Genomic DNA, 20,294 nt, shown 5'->3' on the forward strand with positions numbered 1-20,294 from the left:
CTCCTGTCGGCGTGGTGTCGCTTGGGTGTGAAGCCATCTTCTGCCGATTGACTCATAGCGTCCAAGATCGATATACAATGCTTTGCATAAGTCCTGCCTATAGATGAAGAGCCATGCTGCTACGACATTTGCGTTACTTGCTGGCCGTCGCCGACCACGGCGGTTTCACCCGTGCCGCCGAGGCGCTGCATGTTTCCCAGCCGACCTTGTCACAGCAAATCCGCCAGCTTGAAGAAACCCTGGGGGTCAGCCTGTTCGACCGCACCTCGCGCACCGTCAAGCCGACCGATGCAGGAGAGGCCTATATCGAGTGCGCCCGCCGCGTATTGGTTGAGCTGGACGCCGGAAAACGTGCGCTGCATGACGTGAAGGACTTGTCTCGCGGCACCTTGCGCCTGGCCATGACGCCCACATTTATGGCGTATCTGGTGGGGCCGTTGGTGCGCGATTACGTGGCGCGGTATCCGAATATCCATCTGGAGATCTTCGAGTTGTCGATGGACGACATCGAGGCGGGGTTGGCGGATGACTCGCTGGATATCGCCATCGCGTTCAATGACGTCAGAAATGCCGACATCGAGTCGATTCCGGCCTTTACCGAGACGCTGGGCGTGATGGTGGGGCAGGGGCATCCGTTGTATGACAGCCAGGTCGCATTGCCTGCTGAAGAACTCGCTCAACTGGCGTTTGCGCTGTTGACCCCGGACTTCGTCACCCGCACCCGCATCAATGAGTATTTTGCTCAGGAACAGATCACCCCCAAGGTGGTGATTGAGGTCAATTCTGTCAGCACGTTGCTGGAGGTCATTCGGCACACGGCCATTGCCACCATCCTCCCTGAGGCCATCGCCAGCCAGGAGCGCGCACTGCGCAAGATTCCATTGCTGGGGGGCGGCGCCTACCCGTGGGGCGGCGTTGCTTCGTCGTAAAAACAACTACCACAGTGCGGCGTCCGTGGCGTTCATGAACCTGGTGTTGGGGACGCCTGTGCTGGCGTCAACGACCTCAATCTTCCACTGACGGGCACTCGTCTTTGCCACTTTTGCTGGTGGTAAACACGAGGACGGAATCGTCTTTGGCAAGGCTGATTGAAATCGTGACACCCTAACCTGTGGCTTCGAAGTGGCGATCATCGAGGGCTTTGGTTTCGGCTTCTTTGTTGTTGATCAGTACCGGACCATCCTGATCCGCATGAACCGTAACGTTTGCGGGGCAGTCCGCATCGAATGGCGGGATGCCGGGGGTGGTGTTTGCGAGTGCGGCAATTGCAACCGGAAACAGCAGGAATGTCAGGGGGTTTTTTTATTGCAAGCCTCCATTAATCCAGCAGCGCATACCGATAACCATAGCTTCATTTACGGCGCACACGACAAACAAAAAAGGCCCCGCTCGATATGACGAGCGGGGCCTTTTAATTTAGAGACGCTGGGTGGAACCGTGGGGAGTATCAGTAGAACCGATCAATCACCCGAACTTCGTTCTGGTTTTTCAGCGATGCCCAGGCCTGTTTCAGCGTTTGCAGAACATTACCGATGAAGTCCTTGTCGGCTGCGGCTTTCTTGCCGACATAGCCATGGCCGCGACGGTACATCTTCAGTCGGGCCAGCAGGTTCTGGTTGTTCTGATCGAACTCCGCTTCGTGAGCGTGAGGCGACAGGCAGTCGATATGAACCTGGCCCGATTTGCTGATCCACAGGATGTGGCTGTCGTGGCTGTCTTTTTGTGCAGCGAACATACGAGCCAGTTCATCGATAGTGGGTTGATTGTTCAGATTCATAATATGCCCCTTGACCATTTGGTGATCTTTCAAAGTTGATTCGCTAATACAAGTAGCCCATCGGTTAGTTGATCCCTGGCACCGAAACCAGGACGTCAGCGGTCGGCCGTTGAATTCAACGAGGTCGCGCATCTGTTGCATGTAGTCGTGTTGAATAACTGCTACGCAAAAGCGTCACAACGAAGAGAAGCAGCGAATACCTTCTGGCCATTGCCGACTTTTCAGGGTCGGCCACAAGCTTCATGAGGATTGATCGCTAGCGCTTCTCGTCCTTGTACTGGACGTTCGGGCCAGGTCAGCTTCTTCAATCTGCCTTGTGGGCAGCGTGTATCCGGGAAAAACAGCTCGGCGGTCAGACGAGCTTGCTCAAACATGTTGCGGTACTCCCGATCGGGGAGATGTCTGCATCATGCAAGGGCAAATCGGAGGCGTCAACAGTTATGTAGTGATTATTTTCAGTCACTACATATTGTCTGACAAAACGGATTGGAATGAGAAAAGTCTGTAGGAGAAGCCTGTCAGGGCGACGGCGACGGACACTGGAAACGGTAGAAGGTGCAGGGATAACCTTCTACCGGCCGCTGATGCAGGGTGAATTGATTGCCTGTGAGGTCAGGCATCACCTTGGCCCAGAACCGCCGTGCAGGCAGGTTGGCGTCAATGTGGAAAATCTGCCATTGACCGGGGAACTGGCTCAAGAGGGTGGAAACGACAAACTTCGCGACACCTTGGCCACGGAAACGCCGACTGACAAAGAAGTAGCCGATGTTGTATTCGGCACCCTCGAGGTGGGTGTTGTCGTCCACGCTCACGAAACCGGCAAGCTCACCGTCGACTCTGATCAAAAACGGCCGAGTCGCGGGGTTGCGCCAATAACCCGGTTTGGGCTGGATGTTGAAAAAACCATGTTCACCCAGTTTCAGTGGCAGCCATTCGCTGAAGTCGTACACATAGAACTGCATCAGATTTTCGATGGTTTCCAGTTCGTCGCGCTGTGCGGCGTGCAGTTCTATCGAAGACATGTCGGAGCGCTCCAGGTTGAGCAGGGCTGTCCGTGAATCATGCAATGTGGTGAGAAGTTGTACTTTGCGCCTTTCTTCAGCGCGTGAAAGTGGGGCTGTCAACGGGTTTGAAGAACACTAGACCATCACGATCCATTTGAAGTGCCATCAACCTTAACTTGCCGGTTTCGCCGTGCGTTTGGTGCCCGTGGACGGTTTGCGTTTCGCCGGTTTGCGCTTGTTCTTCCACGGTGCGGCACCACGCCCGGCCGGGCTTGCCGGCCCGCTGATGGTCAGGCTCAGACCGGCGCAACGCGCGACTTGCTTGCTCATCCATGCCGCCTGTTTGGTGACGAATTCTTCCAGGCTCATTTCGCCGCTCTGCACCATGTCCAGCGCCTGCTCCCAGATCGCCGTGGTGCCGGGGTCGGCAATGGCGCGCGGCACGGCATCGATCAGGCTGAAGGCCGCCGGGGTGGCGGCCAGGGCCTTGCCGTTCTTGATCAGATAACCCCGGTCGAGCAAGCCCTGGATGATCGACGCGCGTGTCGCCTCGGTGCCGATACCGGTGGTGTCCTTGAGTTTCTGCTTGAGCAGCGGATCCTCCACCAGTTTGGCGACGTTCTTCATGGCCTTGATCAGGTCGCCTTCAGTGAACGGTTTGGGTGGTTGCGTCCAGAGGTCCTTGAGCTTCAGGTCGGCCACGGTGCAATCAAGCCCTTCGGCCAATGCCGGCAAGGTTTGCGGCGCCGGCGCCTCTCGGCCCTTGGCGGGGGCGAGGGCCTCCGGCAGCGCACGCTTCCAGCCAGGCTCGACGATCTGTTTGCCGACGGCGCGCAAGGCTTCACCGGCGCAGTCGAAGTCAGCCTGGGTGCGATCGTATTCATGATTGGGCAGGAACTGCGCCAGATAGCGGGCACGGATCAGCGTGTAGACCGCCCGTTGCTTGCCCACCAACCGATCAAGATTCTTCGCCGCGGCCGTTGGAATGATGCCGTGGTGCGCCGTGACCTTGGCATCGTTCCAGGCCCGTGAGCGCCGCTGGGGTTCAAGGTGATCGTTGAGCGCGTTCAGGGTTGGATCGGCTTGTCGCAGGGCGGCGAGAATGCCCGGGGCCTCGCTGTGCTGACTCATCGGCAGGAAACCGCAATCACTGCGCGGGTAGGTGATGACCTTGTGGGTTTCGTAGAGCGCCTGGGCAATATCGAGGGTTTCCTGGGCGCCGAGCCCGAGCTTCTTCGAACAGACTTCCTGCAAGGTGCCCAGATCAAAGGGCAAAGGCGCGACTTCGCGCATGCGTTCGGTGCGCAGCTTTATTACCCGTGCGCTAGCGGCGTTGCCAATGGCCTGGGCTGCGCTCTGTGCCAGGGACTGATTCAGGCAGCGATCCTGATCGTCGCAAGCGTCGGAGGCCGCGCGCCACTGTGCAGTGAACGCCGTGCCATCGTGCAGCAGTTGCACGTCGATGGCCCAATAGGCCACGGGGACGAAGTCGGCAATGCTGCGATCACGATCCACGACCAGCCTCAGGGTCGGTGTTTGTACCCGACCCACCGGCAATACGCCCTGATAACCGGATTGGCGGCCCAGCAGCGTAAACAACCGGCTCATGTTCATCCCGATCAACCAGTCGGCCCGGGAGCGGCCCAACGCCGAATGATAAAGGCTGAAGGTCTCCGCCCCTGGCTTCAAGGCGGCCAGTGCCTTGCGGATTGATGCATCGTCCAGCGCCGACAGCCACAGCCGGCGGATCGGCCCGCGATAACGGCAGTGCTCGACCAGTTCGCGGGCGATCATTTCGCCTTCACGGTCGGCGTCGGTGGCGATCACCAGTTCATCGGCCTCGCCAAGCAGGTGTTTCACTGCTTTGTACTGGCTGGCGGTGCGCGGCTTGACGGTCATCTTCCATTTATCGGGAATGATCGGCAGGTCCGCCAATACCCAGCGTTTGTAGCGCGCGTCGTAGGCGTCCGGCGGTGCGGTTTCCAGCAGATGACCGATGCACCAGGTCACCGTGACGTCTGTTCCCAGCCAGCAACCGTCGCCCCGGCGCTTGGCGCCGAGCACTGCTGCAATGTCTTTGGCCTGGGAAGGTTTTTCACAGAGGTACAGCCGCATAACCACCATCGTTCATCAAATGTGCAAGAGGTGCACAGAATGGCGGGTGATGAGCGATGGAGCAATCATTATCTGTATGGATGTACAGCTAAAGCTGTTGCGTTTGTTTGCTGCAGTCAAAACGCCCCGTTTGGCTGCGAGGCAGGAGCAATGATGAATTTTGGGTTATACCTGAAAGTCGTGGTCTCAGGTTTTGGGGCTGCTGTGCGATCCATCGGGCAAACCGGATCGCCGCACCGCACGCTCCCACAGGTTCATCACCGTCATGAGGAACGTATTCCATGAAAAGCTCCGGTCCCAGTCCTGTCATCACCATCGCAGAGCAGCCAGGCTGCCTGTTGGTGAAGTTTCATGGCATCCAGGTGGCCGCGTCTGCACGCGCACTGGTGCTGCTGGAAGCCAATTACCCGCCGGTGTACTACGTGCCGCGAGAGGACATCGACGAAAAGTATTACGCGCGCACCGATCACACCAGCTATTGCCCCTACAAGGGCGATGCCAGCTATTTCAGTTTGCAGGTGCCGGGGCATGAAGGCGCTAACGCGGTGTGGAGTTACGAAAATCCCAAGATCTCGGTGGAGCAGATTCGCGAGTACGTGGCGTTCTATCCGGATCAGGTGAAGTTTGAATTGCTCGACTCCGAGGTCTGAAGGGTAACAAAGCCACGCGTGGCGAGGGCACCAGCACCCTCGCCACAACGACCTGTCAGTTTTTGTCCAGGTCCACGTTCTTGGTTTCACGCAAGCAAATCATCCCCACCACCAGGCTCACCGCGGTAATCACCACCGGGTACCAAAGCCCGTAGAAGATGTCGCCGGTGTAGACCACCAACGCAAACGACACCGTCGGCAGGAACCCGCCAAACCAGCCGTTACCGATGTGATAGGGCAGTGACATCGATGTGTAGCGGATGCGCGTGGGGAACAGTTCGACCATCAATGCCGCCAGCGGGCCGTAGCACATGGCAGAGATGATGATCAGCGCCACGATCAACGCGACGATCATCGGTTTGTTGATTTGCTGCATATCGGCTTGGGACGGATAGCCAGCCAGTGTCACCGCGCCACGCAGGGCGGCTTCGTCGTAACCGTCGATTTGTACCTCGCCGATGCTCACCTGCACGCCACTGCCGGCGGGTGCGGCTGCGCTGGCGTAGGGCAGGCCTTGTTTGACCAGGAAGGTTTTGACCTTGTCGCATGGGCTATCAAATTTCGCCTTGCCCACGGGGTCGAACTGGAAGGTGCAGGTGGCCGGGTCGGCCATGACGGTGATCGGCGCCTGGCGGCTGGCCTGGTCAATGGCTGGGTTGGCGTAATGCGCCAGGGATTTGAAGATCGGGAAATACAGCGCGGTGGCCAACAACAGGCCGATCATCAATACCGGTTTGCGCCCGACCTTGTCCGACAGCCAACCAAAAAAGATGAAGAACGGCGCGCCGATGATCACGCTGACGATCAGCAAGCCGTTGGCCACGGCCGGGTCCATCTTCAGGAATTGTGTGAGGAAAAACAGCACGTAAAACTGCGCGGCATAGAAGGTCACCGCTTGCCCGGCATTGATGCTGAACAGGGCGATCAACACGACCTTGAGGTTTTCCCACTTGCCGAAGGAATCGCGCAGCGGCGACTTGCAGAGTTTGCCTTCTTCTTTCATTTTCACGAAAGCAGGCGACTCATGCAGGCTCAAGCGGATCCAGGTCGAGATGCCCAGCAAAATAATCGAAAACAGGAACGGAATCCGCCAGCCCCACACTTCGAACTGATCGCCCGTGAAGTAGCGGCAACCGAGCACTACCAGCAGCGACAGCAGCAAACCGAGGGTCGCCGTGGACTGAATCCAACTGGTGTGGAAACCGCGTTTGCCCATCGGCGCGTGCTCCGCGACATACGTGGCAGCGCCGCCATATTCACCGCCCAGGGCCAGGCCCTGAAGCATGCGCAGCACCACGAGGATGATCGGCGCGGCGATGCCGATGCTCGCGTAGGTCGGCAGCAAGCCGACGCAGAAGGTCGCCAGGCCCATGAGCACAATGGTCGCGAGGAACGTGTATTTACGCCCGATCATGTCCCCCAGTCGCCCAAATACCAGCGCACCGAAGGGCCGCACGATGAAGCCTGCAGCAAAAGCCATCAGCGCAAAAATGAACGCCGTGGTGTCATTCACCCCGGCGAAAAACTGTTTGCTGATCACCGCCGCAAGGGCGCCATAGAGGAAAAAGTCGTACCACTCGAAGACCGTCCCGAGCGACGACGCGAAGATGACTTTGCGGGTGTCATGGCTTATGGCCGCGACGGGTATGGCTTCCATTGGCTGAACATGTTCTGACATATCGGTATCCCTCACAGTGATTGTTTTTGTTGTTCCACTGTCGGCGCCGGTCTTGTGGGCTGGCGCCGCTATTCCTTGATCAAGAGACTGCGGTCAGTGCGGTTTCGTTCGGGGCAAAACTCCTTGTGGGTGAGTCGAGCATCAACTGCGCGGCTTTTTCGGCAATCATCAGCGTTGGCGAACAGGTATTGCCGGAGGTGATGCGCGGCATGATCGACGCATCGGCAATGCGCAGACCGGGAACGCCGTGGACACGCAGTTCGGCGTCGACCACTGCGTCTGCGTCGCTGCCCATCCGGCACGTGCCGACCGGGTGAAAAATGGTGGTGCCGATTTGCGCAGCGGCCTGGTGCAATTCTTCCTCGGTCTGCAAACGATCGCCGGGCAAGTACTCGACCGGATTGAAGGCCTGCAGGGCCGGTGTGGCGACGATGCGGCGGGTCAGGCGAATGGCGTCGGCCGCGACGCGCAAATCCTCTGGGTGGCTCAGATAGTTGGGCTGGATCAGCGGCGCTTGCTGTGGGTCGGCTGAACGAATGTCCACTCGGCCACGGCTTTGCGGCCGCAAATCACAGACAGAGGCGGTAAAGGCGGGGAAGGGGTGCAACGGTTCGCCGAAGCGTTCCAGCGACAAGGGTTGCACGTGGTATTCGAGATTCGCCGAGGTCTGTTCCGGCCCCGAGCGGGCGAAGGCCCCCAGTTGACTCGGCGCCATGGAGAGCGGGCCGCTGCGGTCATACAAATAGCGCAGGCCCATGCCCATCTTGCCCCACACGCTGCCGGCGATCTGATTCAGCGTGCGCGCGTTTTCCAACTTATAGATCAGTCGCAGTTGCAGGTGATCCTGCAGGTTACCGCCCACGCCCGGCAGCTCATGGGCAACGTCGATCCCCAGTTTTTGCAGCAGCGGGCGAGGGCCGATCCCCGAGCGCTGGAGGATGCCCGGTGAGCCGACGGAGCCGGCACACAAGACGATTTCCCTACGTGCCTTGAAGGTTTTCGCCTGGCCTTGCCAGCGTGTGAGGACGGCGCAGGCGCGGCCGTTTTCCAGCAGCACACGGTCGACCTCAACGTCGGTCAGCACCGTCAGGTTGGCACGGTGGCGGATCGGTTTGAGAAACGCCTTGGCCGCGTTCCAGCGGATTCCGGCCTTCTGATTGACCTGAAAGTAACCGCAGCCTTCGTTATCGCCCTGGTTGAAATCGTCGATGCTGGCGATACCGCTTTGCTCGGCAGCGCTGCGGAAGGCATCCAGAATCGGCCACGACAACCGCTGACGTTCGACCCGCCAGTCGCCAGCGGCACCGTGAAATTCCGAATCGCCAGCAAAGTGGTTTTCGCTCTTCTTGAATAGCGGCAATACGTCGTTCCAGCTCCAGCCCGGATTGCCGTCAGCGGCCCAGCGATCATAGTCGCCCGCCTGGCCACGCATGTAGATCATGCCGTTGATCGAGGAACACCCGCCGAGGACCTTGCCGCGTGGGTAACTCAGCGTCCGCCCCTGCAGGCCGGGTTGCGCCTCGGTTTTGAAGCACCAGTCGGTGCGCGGGTTGCCGATGCAGAACAGGTAACCCACGGGGATGTGAATCCACGCGTAGTTATCGCGGCCGCCGGCTTCGAGCAGCAAGACCCGGTGTTGCGGGTTGGCCGACAGTCGATTGGCCAACAAACAACCGGCCGGCCCGGCACCGACCACGATGTAGTCGTATTCATCTGGGGAAGTCGACATCCCTGACCTCGTCTTGTTGTTCTTGTTGTCGGTCATCCTAGTTGTTAGCTTTCGTCAAAAGAATGTTAGTTTTTGCGCAGCCGCTGTGCGTTTTTAAACAGCATCACTTCAAGGACGGATCATGTTTGACTGGAATGACTTGCGGTTTTTTCTTGAATTGCAGCGCAGCGGTCGTTTGCTCACCGCCGCGCGCCGTTTGAACACCACCCACGCCACGGTCGCGCGGCACATCGAGGCCATCGAAAAGAGCCTCGGCACGGCGCTGTTCGTCCAGCATGCGCAGGGTTACGAATTGACGCCGGCCGGCGAAGCGCTGCTCAAACACGCCGAAGCGATGGAAAACGTCGCGCTGCTGGCCCAGGAAGAAATCACCCAGTCCACGGCACCGCTGGGCAAGATTCGCGTCGGGGTGACGGAAGGGCTGGGCATCATGTTCCTGGCCAGTCGCATGAACGGTTTGTTCGAGCGCTACCCGGGGCTGGAAGTGGAACTGGTGGCCGTACCGCGCTTCGTCAGCATCCTCAACCGCGAAGCCGAAATCAGCATCCACCTCGAACGCCCGGCCGCCGACATGCTGGTCACCCGCAAACTCACCGACTATCGCCTGGCGCTGTACGCCAGCCAAGCCTATCTGGACCGCGCACCGCCCTTGCACAGCCGCGAAGACCTCGCTCGTCACGCCTGGATCGGCTATGTCGACGACCTGCTGTTCAGCCAGGAACTGATGTTCCTCAACAGCTTCTGCCGCAACCCCCAAGTGGTGTTCCACAGCACCAGCGTCATCGCCCAGCAACAGGCGGCGCGTTCTGGGTTGGGGATTGCGGTGTTGCCGTGCTACATGGCCAGCGCAGATCCGGAACTCGTGCCGTTGCTGCCGGAGGAGAGCATCCAGCGCAGCTACTGGATCAGTACGCGGCGCGAGCTGCACAAATCGGTGCGGCTGCGCGTGCTGTGGGATTACGTGGTGGAGTTGTGTGAAGTTGAGCAGGGGTTGTTGTTGGGCTAATGTTTTTGCGTCCAGCCAATGGACGACGACAAGGAGCGTTATCCGACACTCCGTCGTGATAAAGGGAGCTTGCAGCATGACCGATGAGACAGCAGTAAAAGGGCCCGCGTCGTACTTCCCGTCCATTGAGAAAAAGTATGGACAGCCCATCAGCCACTGGCTGGATTTGCTTGGGGCAGTGAGTGGCAAGAAGCACATGGAAATGGTGGCCTGGCTGAAGGCTGAGCACGGTATGGGGCATGGGCATGCCAATGCTTTGGTTGCGCATTATTTAGCGGCCGGCAAGAAGTGACCGGGCAGGGCGGGCAGGGCATATTCATGCCCTCCCAACACCCTTCAGACAAAACACCAAACCCTGTGGGAGCCGAGCTTGCTCGCGATGACGGAGGCCCATTCAACATCGATGCCGCTGACACACCGATATCGTCGGTACGCCGCCCGGAGCAAGGTCGCTCCCCCATGGATTTCGATCGGCTGACGCAGCGAGAGAATCCTCTGTTTCACTTGCGCTTAAACAACAAAAATCCTGACTGTTTAAATGAAGTCTTCTGTTACCACCCAAAGGCTACAACGCCTTGCGCCGCTGCCCACAGGTAAGACAGAATCCGCCGGCTTGTGCGTCCAGGGGCCCGTCGGTAACTTGATTCCCGTCACTGCTCATCAGTGATCGGGTCTGCAAGCCCGCCGGAATACCAGTCGCATAGCCCAGCCAAGGACGCTTGTTTATGTCCGCTCAATGGCGGCTTTGTGCGGGAGACCTTCGGGTCTGCCGGGTTCCTGGTTTCCCGGTCTTGCAGACCCGCGCATAGCTGCCACCCATCATCTGCAAGTGATGTCGGTAGCTCCTAATGAACAATCAGGAGTTTCACCATGATCAAACCAACACCCAATCCACCGGAAACCGATCCGGCATCTCCCTACGAATCCCTCGATTCCAAAAACTCCACGAAGCCGCCGAGCGCGCCCTCGACCATTACCTCAACCCGGCCGCCCAAATCATGGCCAGCACCCACGAACCCGAACCGATGTTCCTCGCCAACCCTAAGTGCGACACCGAATCCCTGCTGGCCAACGCCAGCGAATCATTGGGCTCGGCGACCACCATGCTCAGCAATCTTGCGGCGTTATTGGACAACTCAAACCGCAAGACCCTGCTGGGGATTACGCAAGTGGTGATGTTGGGGGAACTGGCGGTGAATCAAGCGTTGGATAACGTGGAGCCGACGGCGTAAGAAAAATCCCGCGTGGCGAACGGTTAGCCCGTTGCCACGCAGGGAGGTAGCACGTCCGCATCGGTATGCGTGAAGTATCAACGTTTTGGAAAAGCCGGATCAGTAGCGGCTGTTATCGGGCATTCAAGACCCTCTCGCTCCAACCCTCAGGTGGTCTGTGCATCAGACGATTTGCATAGGTATAGGGGGTATGCCTATCATGCGCAATGCATAGGTGGGGGGTATCAAATGGGTCACATCGCAGCCAACAAAGACGAACTGCTCAAGCGCGTAAAACGTATCGCCGGACAAATCCAGGCCGTTGAACGGGCATTGGAATCGGATCTCGATTGCGCCAAAACGCTGCACCTGGTGGCCGCCACCCGCGGAGCCATCAACGGGCTGATGGAGGAAATCATTGAGGACCACGCCCGGGAGCACGTCGCGAACCCTGCACTCAGTGAAGAGGAGCGAAACAAGGGCGTCGAAGAGCTTCTTGAAGCCATTCGCCGTTACTCGAAGTGAACGCATCCAGGTACACACTCATGAGTAGCTCCCGTATCAACTACACACACGACCATATGTTCCTTGGCTCAGCGCACGACGAAAATGCCAAGCGTACGCTTTGGGTTGTGGCACTGACCGTTGTGATGATGGTTGGTGAGATCACCGCCGGCTATATCACGGGCTCGATGGCGTTACTGGCCGATGGCTTCCATATGGCAACCCATGCCGGCGCATTGGGCATTGCGGCGGCCGCCTACGGTTACGCAAAACGCCACGCTTCCAGCCAGCGCTACAGTTTCGGTACTGGAAAGGTTGGAGACTTGGGCGGGTTCGCCTCGGCGCTGATTCTCGGTATGGTTTCCCTGGGAATTGGCGTTGAGTCTGTCATGCGCCTCTTGCAGCCTACGGACGTTCAGTTCGGCACCGCTACGCTCATCGCGATTGCCGGTTTGATCGTCAACATTGTCAGTGCCCTGCTGCTGGGCCACGGACACAGTCATGGCCACGATCATGATGATCATGCCCATGCTCATCACGGGAACGACAACAACCTGAAATCGGCCTACGTCCACGTCATCGCGGACGCGCTGACTTCGGTTCTGGCCATCGCTGCACTGCTCGCTGGCCGGTATCTCGGTTGGGTGTGGCTGGACCCGGTCATGGGCATCGTCGGCGCCATCGTTATTGCGCGTTGGGCATGGACATTGATGGGGGTCACCGCAGGTGTACTGCTGGATCAGACCGATGCGCACGTTGCCGAGGAAATTCGCGAACTGGTTGAAAAACCGGGAGATGCCACCATCACCGACTTGCACGTCTGGCGGGTCGGACCGCAAGCCCATGCGGCCATCGTCAGCGTCCTGGGTGAGGCCACTGCGAACGCCGACAGCATTCGTGAACGTCTCAAGCCGGTTCACGAAGTCAGCCATCTGACGGTCGAATTTCGACCGGTCTGATTCAGCGCCTCCCCTTAATTGTCTCCAAAGGAACCCGCAATGCCCCCAGGGAAACGCGAACTGGCGCGGATCGAACGCCGGTTGATAACCACGCTCACCGAGGCGTGCGAAACAGCAAAGGGTGAAATCAAAGGGTTTGCCTGGCTCACTCACACCGCTGACCTGAACGCGTTGGCTGAGACCCTGAAGGTCATCTGGGTATTTGAAACCTTGGCCGATAAAAAAATCGCCCTGGCTGACACCAAGACGCGCATCTTTGAGCTGACGGCTATCGCGTTGAATGAGGCCAATATCGACCTGAACCTTTCAGACCACAGTGTCCGTTTCGACTCCGAGGAAGAGTGCCAACGCACTCACGGTGGCGATTGGCAAAAGCGCCTGGCTCAATCACGTGCGGCCAAGGGGGACTGACAATGGCTAAAGAAATCGAAAATCCCTGCATCTCGGTATGTCAACTGAGTGGGGATCTGTGCGTGAGTTGCGGGCGAAGCAAGGAAGACATCAAAAAGTGGAAGCGCATGAAGCGGCCTGAAAAAATGGCCGCTGTGCAAAGGGCGAAAGTGCGCTTGAAAGGGCTGAAGAAAACATTCTGATCGGACCCGCCCGCACAGTGGGAGGTTAATCAGTGCCTGCATTTGTAGCCTCTGCCGAGTCCGCCAGGCTGCGTTCGAGGACGTAGTCCTCGCCATCGGCAAACGCGGTTTTCCTGTAAGCACCTGTTGCCTCTACCGTTAGCTGGGCCTGGCCGTGCTCGAGGCGTCATCGCAGACTATTCTTGATCTGGGTAATCGACCGGTCGCACCGAAGGAGGTCAGTCGTTTATGCACTGTGTCCTTTTCGAAATCCGCGCGGTTCGATCTGATACATGAAGGCCAATCGATCCGCGCTGTCATCGAGTTCCGATGAACTACCGGTCTGGGGCACGGCCCCAGGCACTTTTGTCTGACACCCTGAATCGGAGACGCCAGCATGAGCACCTTGCAACTTCACCCAGCACTGGACAACGGTATCCAACCCGCCGCCGCGAATTTCACAGGTGGCACCTTGCAATGCCTGTGTGCGACCGACAAGGTCGAGGTCAAGATCGACGCACAAACCCTGCATAACCACGCGTGCGGCTGCAGCAAATGCTGGAAACCACAAAACGCGACATTCGCCGTCATCGCCGTGGTGCCTCGAGATAAGGTCAGCGTCATTGCCCACGGCGAAAAACTGGCGATTGTCGACGAGTCCGCCACCATCCAGCGCCACGCCTGCAAGCAATGTCACGCCCATCTCTTTGGGCGCATCGAGAACAAGAACCATGCGTTTTATGGCCTGGATTTCGTCCACACCGAGCTTTCGCCACAGCGCGGATGGGCTGCGCCAGGATTCGCGGCGTTCGTGTCCTCCATCATCGAAACCGGCACACCGCCAGCGCAAATGAAGGCTATCCGCGAGCGCTTGCGCTCGATCGGCCTCGAACCCTATGACTGCCTGTCCCCGGACTTGATGGACGCAATGGCGACTCATGTCGCCAAACAGAAAGGCTTGCTCCCAGCCGCCTGATTGTTCGGTCGCCGCGGTTTCTTTTCCGGACCGCGGCTCCGATTCACTGCATCAGGCAGATAACGGTCAATTCCTGACATTTTCCCCCCGGCTCGCCAGCCGTTGCTTTCGAAGCTTTTCCAGCATCTGGCGGCCTTGGTAAATGCAGGCATTGGCTATCGCGCCAAGTGTATTTGCCCAGAATGACCTGCAAGACCCCGTTGCGCATATCTCAGCCGTCGAATACCACTACGGGATGAGAGGGTACTGCAACGTACCGACACTTCCGACAAGACTGGCCTGGTACCGGTGACCCTGGTCTACGCAGATAGCGAGGGCGAGGTTCACAAAATCCGTTTCCTTGAATGGGGCGCAAGCCCGGCCAACTCCACCAGCATTGCCTGATCCGCTCGCCGAATGTGGTCTGAGCCTCGCCTGTACCCAGAAGCGGAAGTTAAACCTCATATGCACTCAGTGCGAATCAGGTTTTTATTATCTCGAAATGAAAATAATCGAATGAGTAAAAGTTCATTCGCGAAGCTTTCCATTAACTTGGTGGCGCAATACTGCAAGATTAATGAGTGGAAATTACTGGGCCTTAATTGTAGTCAGTAACGGCAAGCTCCAATCAAGTCGTGCTGAGAGTCATGTTGATTCGCTGTTGTAATCAAGAGGTCATGTGTTCTCTTTGTCCTCCTTGGAATATTTACGTGGTGAGATCAAGTTGAATAAGGCGGTTCGGTTTTGGCCAGTAATGTCCACTGTTAGCTGTTTACAAAGTCTCACTTGAGGATACCCAAATGAAATCCATGAAAGCTCTCTTGGTAGTCGCCACGCTGACCGCTTCTTCTCTGGCTATGGCCACAGGTGGCGGTGATCGCACCTTCACACGCATGGAGGCGGCCCGGAAAGTCTCGATGGAAGCCTTCCAGGTTGCACAGAAACAGAAGGCTGAAGGCGCTGTAGCTGAAAGCAAAGCCAGGCCGATCAATTAGGCCAAAAGCTAATCTGTGCAGCGCGTCCCCGGCTGACAGAGATGTACAGTCTCAAGTCTCAGATGCAGCACGCAAGGTGCTGCAAGTGCCGGTTTAACCGAGATCCCGTTTACACAACAGTTGGTATGTTGCATCGTCCAGTTGAATCCACAGTCGATTGCTGCCTTCGCGACAGGCAGCAATCGGCCCAGACTGTGTAAAAAACGAATGTCGGCTTGAAGCTACCGCTTATACGTTGAATCTGAAAACGCTCAGTTAGTCAGCATGGATTTCGAGAACAAAATGACCGACCTACATAGGACCATTGGTCGCATTCACTGAACATAGGTAGCAAAATAGCAGAAACCCGCTATTACGTTAGTAACTGCCACTTCGTTCATTGCAGATCGTCACAGGAACGCCCCACGATGCGAAACGCACTTAAGCATTCGAAACTTCGTTTGGGTTTTTTACTGGGTGTTATTTCAATGGGGCTGACCGCTTGCGCCAGCGACGATAACATTACTGCACCTACTAAAGTCATTACTCAGCCACCTATCGATGACAGCGAGACTTCGTCTGTGCGTGTCACTACTAGTTGGCTGCAACACTCGTTTAGCCAATCTGACTGCCTGAAGCACGCCAGAGCGGCTCTTACAAAAGCGAGATATTTTGTTGATGCAGGGGACCGATCAGTCTTTGGGTTGCGTGAAGGTATGACTTTTTCGATTCGCTGTGACTACGAAGGCGTTGCTTTTTTCGCAGTGGCTTATCGCCACAGGCCAGGTCCTCAAGCCCAGGATCGGGTCTTGAATGAAATCACCAGGCTATTTTAAGAATTACAGGCTAGAGGTATAGGGTCGTTTTATGGAGCGGACGCATCAGGTGTGAAGAAAAACGCCAGGCCAAGGATCAGGTACACCGCCAGCAACTGCACACCTTTAAGCCAGTCCGAACGCCCATCGCCGGCGACCTGCCCGGTAATCAGCACCGCTAACAGGACGCTCAGCACCAACCCTGCGGAAAAGGCCAACCCCATGGGCGTCGGACCAATGAAATGGCTGGCCAATACCAGAATGGGAGCGACCAGCAGGGCCACCTGAACGCTGGAGCCGATCGCGATCGACAGCGCAAGGTCCATGCGGTTTTTCATGGCGGCCGAGACGGCTGAGACATGCTCGGCGGCATTGCCGAGGATGGCCACGACAAATACACCGACAAAGAGGTTGCTCAGGCCGAGCTGATGAGCACTGGGTTCGATGGCGCCGACCAGAATCTCGCTGATCCACGCGATCAGTACCGTCGACCCGCCAAGCACCAGCAACGCTTTGCGCGTTGACCAGGGACGCGGTTGATCCGGGCTTTGCTCGGTGTTGGATGTACCGGAAAACAGGCTTTTGTGGGTGACCAGCGAATACACCAGGAACAAGCCGTATACCACCAGCAAAATCAGCGAGATGTACAGACTCAGCGACTGCAGACCCTGTGGATTTCGGGGCGTGATGACGGCGTTGTAGGCAGCCGGGAGAATCAGCGCGATGGTAGCCAGGGTCAGTAGGGTAGCCTGGGAGCGCGCCCCGGAAATGTTGTATTGCTGTTCATGGTGACGACACCCGCCAGCCAGCATGGCCACGCCCAACACCAGCAGGATGTTGCCGACGATGGACCCGACGATAGACGCTTTCACCACATCAAAGAGACCCGCGCGCAAGGCGCTCAGGGCAATGATCAGCTCGGTCGCGTTGCCGAACGTCGCATTCAGCAGCCCGCCAACGCCCTCGCCGGAGCGTTCCGCCAGATGCTCGGTAGCCCGTCCCAACCAACCTGCGAGCGGCACTATGGCCAGGGCCGCCATCAGGAAGACCAGCAGATGGAAGTCTGCTGCGACATATTCCACGACAATGGCGATGGGAACGAAAACCAGCATCCAGTTGAGCATCGAAGTCTTCCTCGCGCTGATGCGAAGTGATCCATGGGGACGGAAGTCTCGTAAGGATGGTCGGCAAACGTCATCTCGTCTAAAAACTTTGTGAAGTTGACGTCGGGCCGCCAAGTCGGGTCAGCGAGGTATTGGAAATGGTTCTGGATAACTCAGGCATCAACTAACGGGACGGATGTATTGATAGTTTGTAGCAGCGCTATGTCCGCTGTAGCAGCTGTCGAGCCTGCGAGGCTGCGTTCGGCTGCGTAGCAGTCGCAAAACCTGCATACGCGGTCTTTCTGAAACACCGCGCGGCCTGATTTCACGACAGCTGCGCTGCCGAACGCAGCCTCGCGAGCTCGACAGCTGCTACAGCGGACGAGCTGCTACAAGCTAAGCGAGGATTTCGAATGAGGTGCTGGCCAGGCGTTCGCCGTTCACCAGAATGTGCACCGTGTGTTTGCCCACATAGTGTTTGCGAGTGGTGAGCTCTTTGATCTGCTGAGAGCGACTGACGAACTCTGTGGCCTTGCCCGGCAACGTCAACGCCTTGAGCTTGAACACCTTCGCCGATGTACCGCCGTTGGCTTTGACGTAATCAATCGCGTAATCGATTACCAGTCGCTGACTCTCTGACACCGTGGATTTCATAGTGAACGATAGGGAGATTTTCTCCCCCAGACGAATCACTGCCGGTTCAACTTTAACCCCGACAATCTCGACCTCAGCCTTGCCGCTGGCGCCAATGACGGCCAACGCTCGCTGATTGCCCTGTTTGATCAGACTGCGCAACGCATGTTTGGCAATCCACGCTGTGTGCTTGTTATCCAGCGGCCACCCTTCAATCAGGTCCAGTACCCAGTCGGGATGATCCTTGGTGATGTCATTGAGGTGGTTGGCCACGGACTTGCGCACATACAGGCTTTCATCAGCCTTTAGGTTGTCGAGGATCGACGCAGCCAGTGTCGGATCGGCCTGGATCTGTTCGAGTCGGAATGACCACGGCAAACGCGGGCGGCAACCTTCGCTGGCCAGGCGCCGCACGTGTTCGTTGTCATCGAGCGACCATTGCTGCATCAGCGTTAATGAACGCTGAAGGTCGCTGCGCAGAAAGTGCCGGATCGCAAATTCCGAAGAGCCAAACGCGGTGAAATACTTAAGCGCATCCATCGACTGCTCGAAATCATGAGCGCCATACATCGCCACATACTTCGGCAACGAGATGCTGACGAAGCTGCTGTTGAGGCGCGGGGCGAGGGTGCGCAATACTTCAAGGGACTCGTCATATCCCAGCGGCAGCACCGCGTACAGGCATTCGCTGACCCGGGCCATGCGTTGCATGATCGACAGGTCGGCGAGGCCTTCGTTGGCCATCTTCAGGAAGGCTATGGCGTTGAACCGGGGGTAAACCGCCGTCATTTCGGTCGCGATGTGTTTGAGGCGCTCGGCGTTGAAGATTTCCTTCAGCGCCGGGGCGGTCTGTTCGACGGCGGTCATGGGAGAGTCCGGTGGGCTGGGCGGCTCAGGTTATCGGGGTATTGATAAATGCCTCAAGCGTTTCCGCCTGTGCCGTGAATTTCGCGATCTGCGGGAAGCGCGCGGCATCGACCTGATCCGGCACCACCAGGTTGGTGAAGCTCCAGGCGACCGCTACTGTGATGCCGTCCTGTGCAATCGAGGCGCCGCCAGCCAGCGGCTGTTTTTCCAATTCGCGCTCAAGTGCCGCATAGGCCGCCGCCAATTGGCCTTCGACGCGTTCCACCCATGGTTGAAATTGAATATCGACGGGGCGCAGGTTGCGTTCGTAATAGAGCTGCACTGACTTCTCGCAGGCCGCCAACGCCAGGCCGGTCACGCGCAGTGCGCGCAGCCGTTGCTTGAGGTCGCTGGGCATCAGGCTTTTGCCAGGGCCGGCCAAGGCTTCCAGGTAGTCGATGATCAGGGTCGAATCCATCAACACATCGCCGTCGTCCAACACCAGCGTCGGCGCCTTGACCACCGGGTTGATCTGCTGGAACTGCTCGAAGTGCCGGAACACCGATACCGATTGGTGCTCCAGGTCGATACCCAGGTGTTGGGCGCAAATGGCCACACGCCGTACATAAGGCGAATCCAGCATGCCGATCAGCTTCATTAATGCATTCCTTTTAAAGGCCATTTCGGGACGGACAACCTTAGCTGAGCTCGCGCTAGCTGCAAACGGGTGGGGCTGGCGCAGCCGTTTGTCTTCTATATACAGCCGCTCGACGGAATTTCTTGCTATAAACGCACTCCGATAACCGCCGCAACGGTTGCTATAGAGCACTTTGCACACCTTGTCAGACAAATTCGCTGACTTTTCAGTTGCTGGGGCCTCACGTCGGCCTTAGACTGCCGCCCCTCGTAAATTGAGTGCCGGGTGGCGCTTGGAATTAAACGGCGCCTTTCCGATGGCCTCACCCGGTCAGCCGGAACGCTCCCTAATTCGCCTTAATGCACGTTTTTTTATAGAGATATCAATGACAAAGGACAAGTTGCTGGCCATGCCGGCGGATGACTACATGAATGCTGAGCAACATGCTTTTTTCTCCGAGCTGTTGCAGAACATGAAAGTCGAAACCCATGAGCGCATCGAACAGAACCGCATCGCCATCGAGAGCCTGGACACTCCGGCCGATCCGGCAGATGCAGCTTCTGTTGAAGAAGAGCGCACCTGGCTGGTAAACGCGATCGATCGCGACCAGCGCATGCTGCCTCAGTTGGAACAGGCTCTGGAACGCATCAAAGAAGACAGCTTCGGCTGGTGCGACGACAGCGGCGAGGCCATTGGCCTGAAGCGCTTGCTGATTAGCCCGACCACCAAGTACTGCATCGAAGCTCAAGAGCGTCACGAACAGATCGACAAGCACCAGCGTCAGGCCTGATTTCGTAGCGCCACGCATCGCGGGCGAGCCTCACTCCTGAAGGAGCAAGGCTCGCCCGCGATGCTTTTTTCGTCCGTAGAAAACTTGTGCCCCTCTATTGATCTGCTGCAATACCCACTACTAATGGACCATAGATAATGGCGTTGTAGTGGCGTTAAATGCGAAGACAACAATTAGAAGATCGTGGGGTGACGAAGATGACGAGAGACGGATCTCTGGCGGCGGCAGCGCCTGCGCCAGTGCTTTTGCCGAAAAACCCTTGGCTGACGCCGACCCTGCAAAGCATCTCCCTGATGCTTTTGTTGTGTGGCATGACATTGGGTTACGGGTCGCTTT

At 57.6% G+C, this 20,294-nt stretch carries 20 protein-coding genes and 3 pseudogenes; 15 read left to right on the forward strand and 8 right to left on the reverse strand.

Annotated features, from left to right (window positions below; all coding sequences use genetic code 11):
- Positions 1 to 113: 113 nt before the first annotated feature.
- A pseudogene (gene cynR / locus AB4N76_RS26925) lies at positions 114 to 1,020 on the forward strand (transcriptional regulator CynR).
- 102 nt (positions 1,021 to 1,122) lie between these two features.
- The gene (locus AB4N76_RS26930; RefSeq protein ID WP_460163787.1) at positions 1,123 to 1,398 is read left to right on the forward strand and encodes a hypothetical protein; all 276 of its coding nucleotides are present in this window, start codon (positions 1,123 to 1,125) and stop codon (positions 1,396 to 1,398) included.
- A 49-nt stretch (positions 1,399 to 1,447) separates the two neighbouring features.
- Here AB4N76_RS26930 and AB4N76_RS26935 read toward each other — a convergent pair whose 3' ends face one another.
- The 3 genes from AB4N76_RS26935 to AB4N76_RS26945 form a co-directional block, all read right to left on the reverse strand.
- On the reverse strand, positions 1,448 to 1,777 hold the full coding sequence (locus AB4N76_RS26935; protein ID WP_046027886.1) for a hypothetical protein: 330 nt from the start codon (positions 1,775 to 1,777) through the stop codon (positions 1,448 to 1,450).
- Positions 1,778 to 2,295: 518 nt separating this feature from the next.
- Positions 2,296 to 2,799: a GNAT family N-acetyltransferase gene (locus AB4N76_RS26940; protein ID WP_046027643.1), complete on the reverse strand. Its 504-nt coding sequence runs from the start codon at positions 2,797 to 2,799 to the stop codon at positions 2,296 to 2,298.
- Positions 2,800 to 2,952: 153 nt separating this feature from the next.
- Complete coding sequence (locus AB4N76_RS26945; protein ID WP_460163788.1) at positions 2,953 to 4,896, reverse strand: DNA topoisomerase III; 1,944 nt, start codon at positions 4,894 to 4,896, stop codon at positions 2,953 to 2,955.
- A gap of 281 nt (positions 4,897 to 5,177) precedes the next feature.
- Between AB4N76_RS26945 and AB4N76_RS26950 the strand changes: the two genes are divergently transcribed.
- Positions 5,178 to 5,546 carry a DUF427 domain-containing protein gene (locus AB4N76_RS26950; protein ID WP_077430300.1) on the forward strand — a complete coding sequence of 123 codons (369 nt, stop codon included), beginning with the start codon at positions 5,178 to 5,180 and terminating at the stop codon, positions 5,544 to 5,546.
- A gap of 55 nt (positions 5,547 to 5,601) precedes the next feature.
- On the opposite strand, the gene AB4N76_RS26955 is transcribed toward AB4N76_RS26950, so the two are convergent.
- Both AB4N76_RS26955 and AB4N76_RS26960 read right to left on the reverse strand, forming a co-directional pair.
- The gene (locus tag AB4N76_RS26955; protein ID WP_077430299.1) at positions 5,602 to 7,224 is read right to left on the reverse strand and encodes an MFS transporter; all 1,623 of its coding nucleotides are present in this window, start codon (positions 7,222 to 7,224) and stop codon (positions 5,602 to 5,604) included.
- A gap of 79 nt (positions 7,225 to 7,303) precedes the next feature.
- Positions 7,304 to 8,953 carry a GMC family oxidoreductase gene (locus AB4N76_RS26960; RefSeq protein ID WP_460163789.1) on the reverse strand — a complete coding sequence of 550 codons (1,650 nt, stop codon included), beginning with the start codon at positions 8,951 to 8,953 and terminating at the stop codon, positions 7,304 to 7,306.
- Positions 8,954 to 9,074: 121 nt separating this feature from the next.
- Here AB4N76_RS26960 and AB4N76_RS26965 point away from each other — a divergent pair, with 121 nt between their 5' ends.
- From AB4N76_RS26965 to AB4N76_RS27015, 11 genes and pseudogenes are all read left to right on the forward strand, one after another.
- Positions 9,075 to 9,959 carry a LysR family transcriptional regulator gene (locus AB4N76_RS26965; RefSeq protein ID WP_460163790.1) on the forward strand — a complete coding sequence of 295 codons (885 nt, stop codon included), beginning with the start codon at positions 9,075 to 9,077 and terminating at the stop codon, positions 9,957 to 9,959.
- A gap of 76 nt (positions 9,960 to 10,035) precedes the next feature.
- Positions 10,036 to 10,251 carry a DUF4287 domain-containing protein gene (locus tag AB4N76_RS26970; RefSeq protein WP_460163791.1) on the forward strand — a complete coding sequence of 72 codons (216 nt, stop codon included), beginning with the start codon at positions 10,036 to 10,038 and terminating at the stop codon, positions 10,249 to 10,251.
- Positions 10,252 to 10,829: 578 nt separating this feature from the next.
- Positions 10,830 to 11,191: pseudogene (locus tag AB4N76_RS26975) on the forward strand (DUF6124 family protein).
- Between the two features lie 228 nt (positions 11,192 to 11,419).
- The gene (locus AB4N76_RS26980) at positions 11,420 to 11,695 is read left to right on the forward strand and encodes a metal/formaldehyde-sensitive transcriptional repressor (RefSeq protein ID WP_046027619.1); all 276 of its coding nucleotides are present in this window, start codon (positions 11,420 to 11,422) and stop codon (positions 11,693 to 11,695) included.
- 20 nt (positions 11,696 to 11,715) lie between these two features.
- A complete protein-coding gene (dmeF, locus tag AB4N76_RS26985) occupies positions 11,716 to 12,633 on the forward strand; it encodes a CDF family Co(II)/Ni(II) efflux transporter DmeF (RefSeq protein WP_109784638.1) in 918 nt (305 codons plus the stop codon).
- Positions 12,634 to 12,672: 39 nt separating this feature from the next.
- Positions 12,673 to 13,044, forward strand: a complete 372-nt coding sequence (locus AB4N76_RS26990) for a hypothetical protein (protein ID WP_077430294.1) — start codon at positions 12,673 to 12,675, stop codon at positions 13,042 to 13,044.
- A gap of 2 nt (positions 13,045 to 13,046) precedes the next feature.
- Entirely contained in the window at positions 13,047 to 13,226 is a 180-nt protein-coding gene (locus AB4N76_RS26995) for a DUF1289 domain-containing protein (protein WP_077430293.1), read from the forward strand.
- A 376-nt stretch (positions 13,227 to 13,602) separates the two neighbouring features.
- Positions 13,603 to 14,181 (forward strand): S-(hydroxymethyl)glutathione synthase, encoded by a 579-nt coding sequence (gene gfa / locus AB4N76_RS27000; RefSeq protein ID WP_046027614.1) that lies wholly within the window; start codon positions 13,603 to 13,605, stop codon positions 14,179 to 14,181.
- A 142-nt stretch (positions 14,182 to 14,323) separates the two neighbouring features.
- A pseudogene (locus AB4N76_RS27005) lies at positions 14,324 to 14,565 on the forward strand (DUF2790 domain-containing protein).
- A 395-nt stretch (positions 14,566 to 14,960) separates the two neighbouring features.
- Positions 14,961 to 15,155, forward strand: a complete 195-nt coding sequence (locus AB4N76_RS27010) for a co-regulatory protein PtrA N-terminal domain-containing protein (protein WP_460163792.1) — start codon at positions 14,961 to 14,963, stop codon at positions 15,153 to 15,155.
- A gap of 407 nt (positions 15,156 to 15,562) precedes the next feature.
- Complete coding sequence (locus AB4N76_RS27015; RefSeq protein WP_460163793.1) at positions 15,563 to 15,970, forward strand: hypothetical protein; 408 nt, start codon at positions 15,563 to 15,565, stop codon at positions 15,968 to 15,970.
- 29 nt (positions 15,971 to 15,999) lie between these two features.
- Here the strand turns inward: AB4N76_RS27015 and cax are convergent, their stop codons facing one another.
- The 3 genes from cax to AB4N76_RS27030 all read right to left on the reverse strand — a co-directional run bounded on the left by cax (position 16,000) and on the right by AB4N76_RS27030 (position 19,189).
- The gene (gene cax / locus AB4N76_RS27020; protein WP_460163794.1) at positions 16,000 to 17,073 is read right to left on the reverse strand and encodes a calcium/proton exchanger; all 1,074 of its coding nucleotides are present in this window, start codon (positions 17,071 to 17,073) and stop codon (positions 16,000 to 16,002) included.
- 375 nt (positions 17,074 to 17,448) lie between these two features.
- The gene (locus tag AB4N76_RS27025; RefSeq protein ID WP_460163795.1) at positions 17,449 to 18,552 is read right to left on the reverse strand and encodes a DNA alkylation repair protein; all 1,104 of its coding nucleotides are present in this window, start codon (positions 18,550 to 18,552) and stop codon (positions 17,449 to 17,451) included.
- A gap of 25 nt (positions 18,553 to 18,577) precedes the next feature.
- Positions 18,578 to 19,189, reverse strand: a complete 612-nt coding sequence (locus AB4N76_RS27030) for a glutathione S-transferase (RefSeq protein ID WP_046027609.1) — start codon at positions 19,187 to 19,189, stop codon at positions 18,578 to 18,580.
- 364 nt (positions 19,190 to 19,553) lie between these two features.
- Between AB4N76_RS27030 and AB4N76_RS27035 the strand changes: the two genes are divergently transcribed.
- On the forward strand, positions 19,554 to 19,958 hold the full coding sequence (locus tag AB4N76_RS27035; protein ID WP_007907888.1) for a TraR/DksA family transcriptional regulator: 405 nt from the start codon (positions 19,554 to 19,556) through the stop codon (positions 19,956 to 19,958).
- Positions 19,959 to 20,294 lie beyond the last annotated feature (336 nt).

The organism is Pseudomonas sp. S2_F03, from assembly GCF_054668335.1.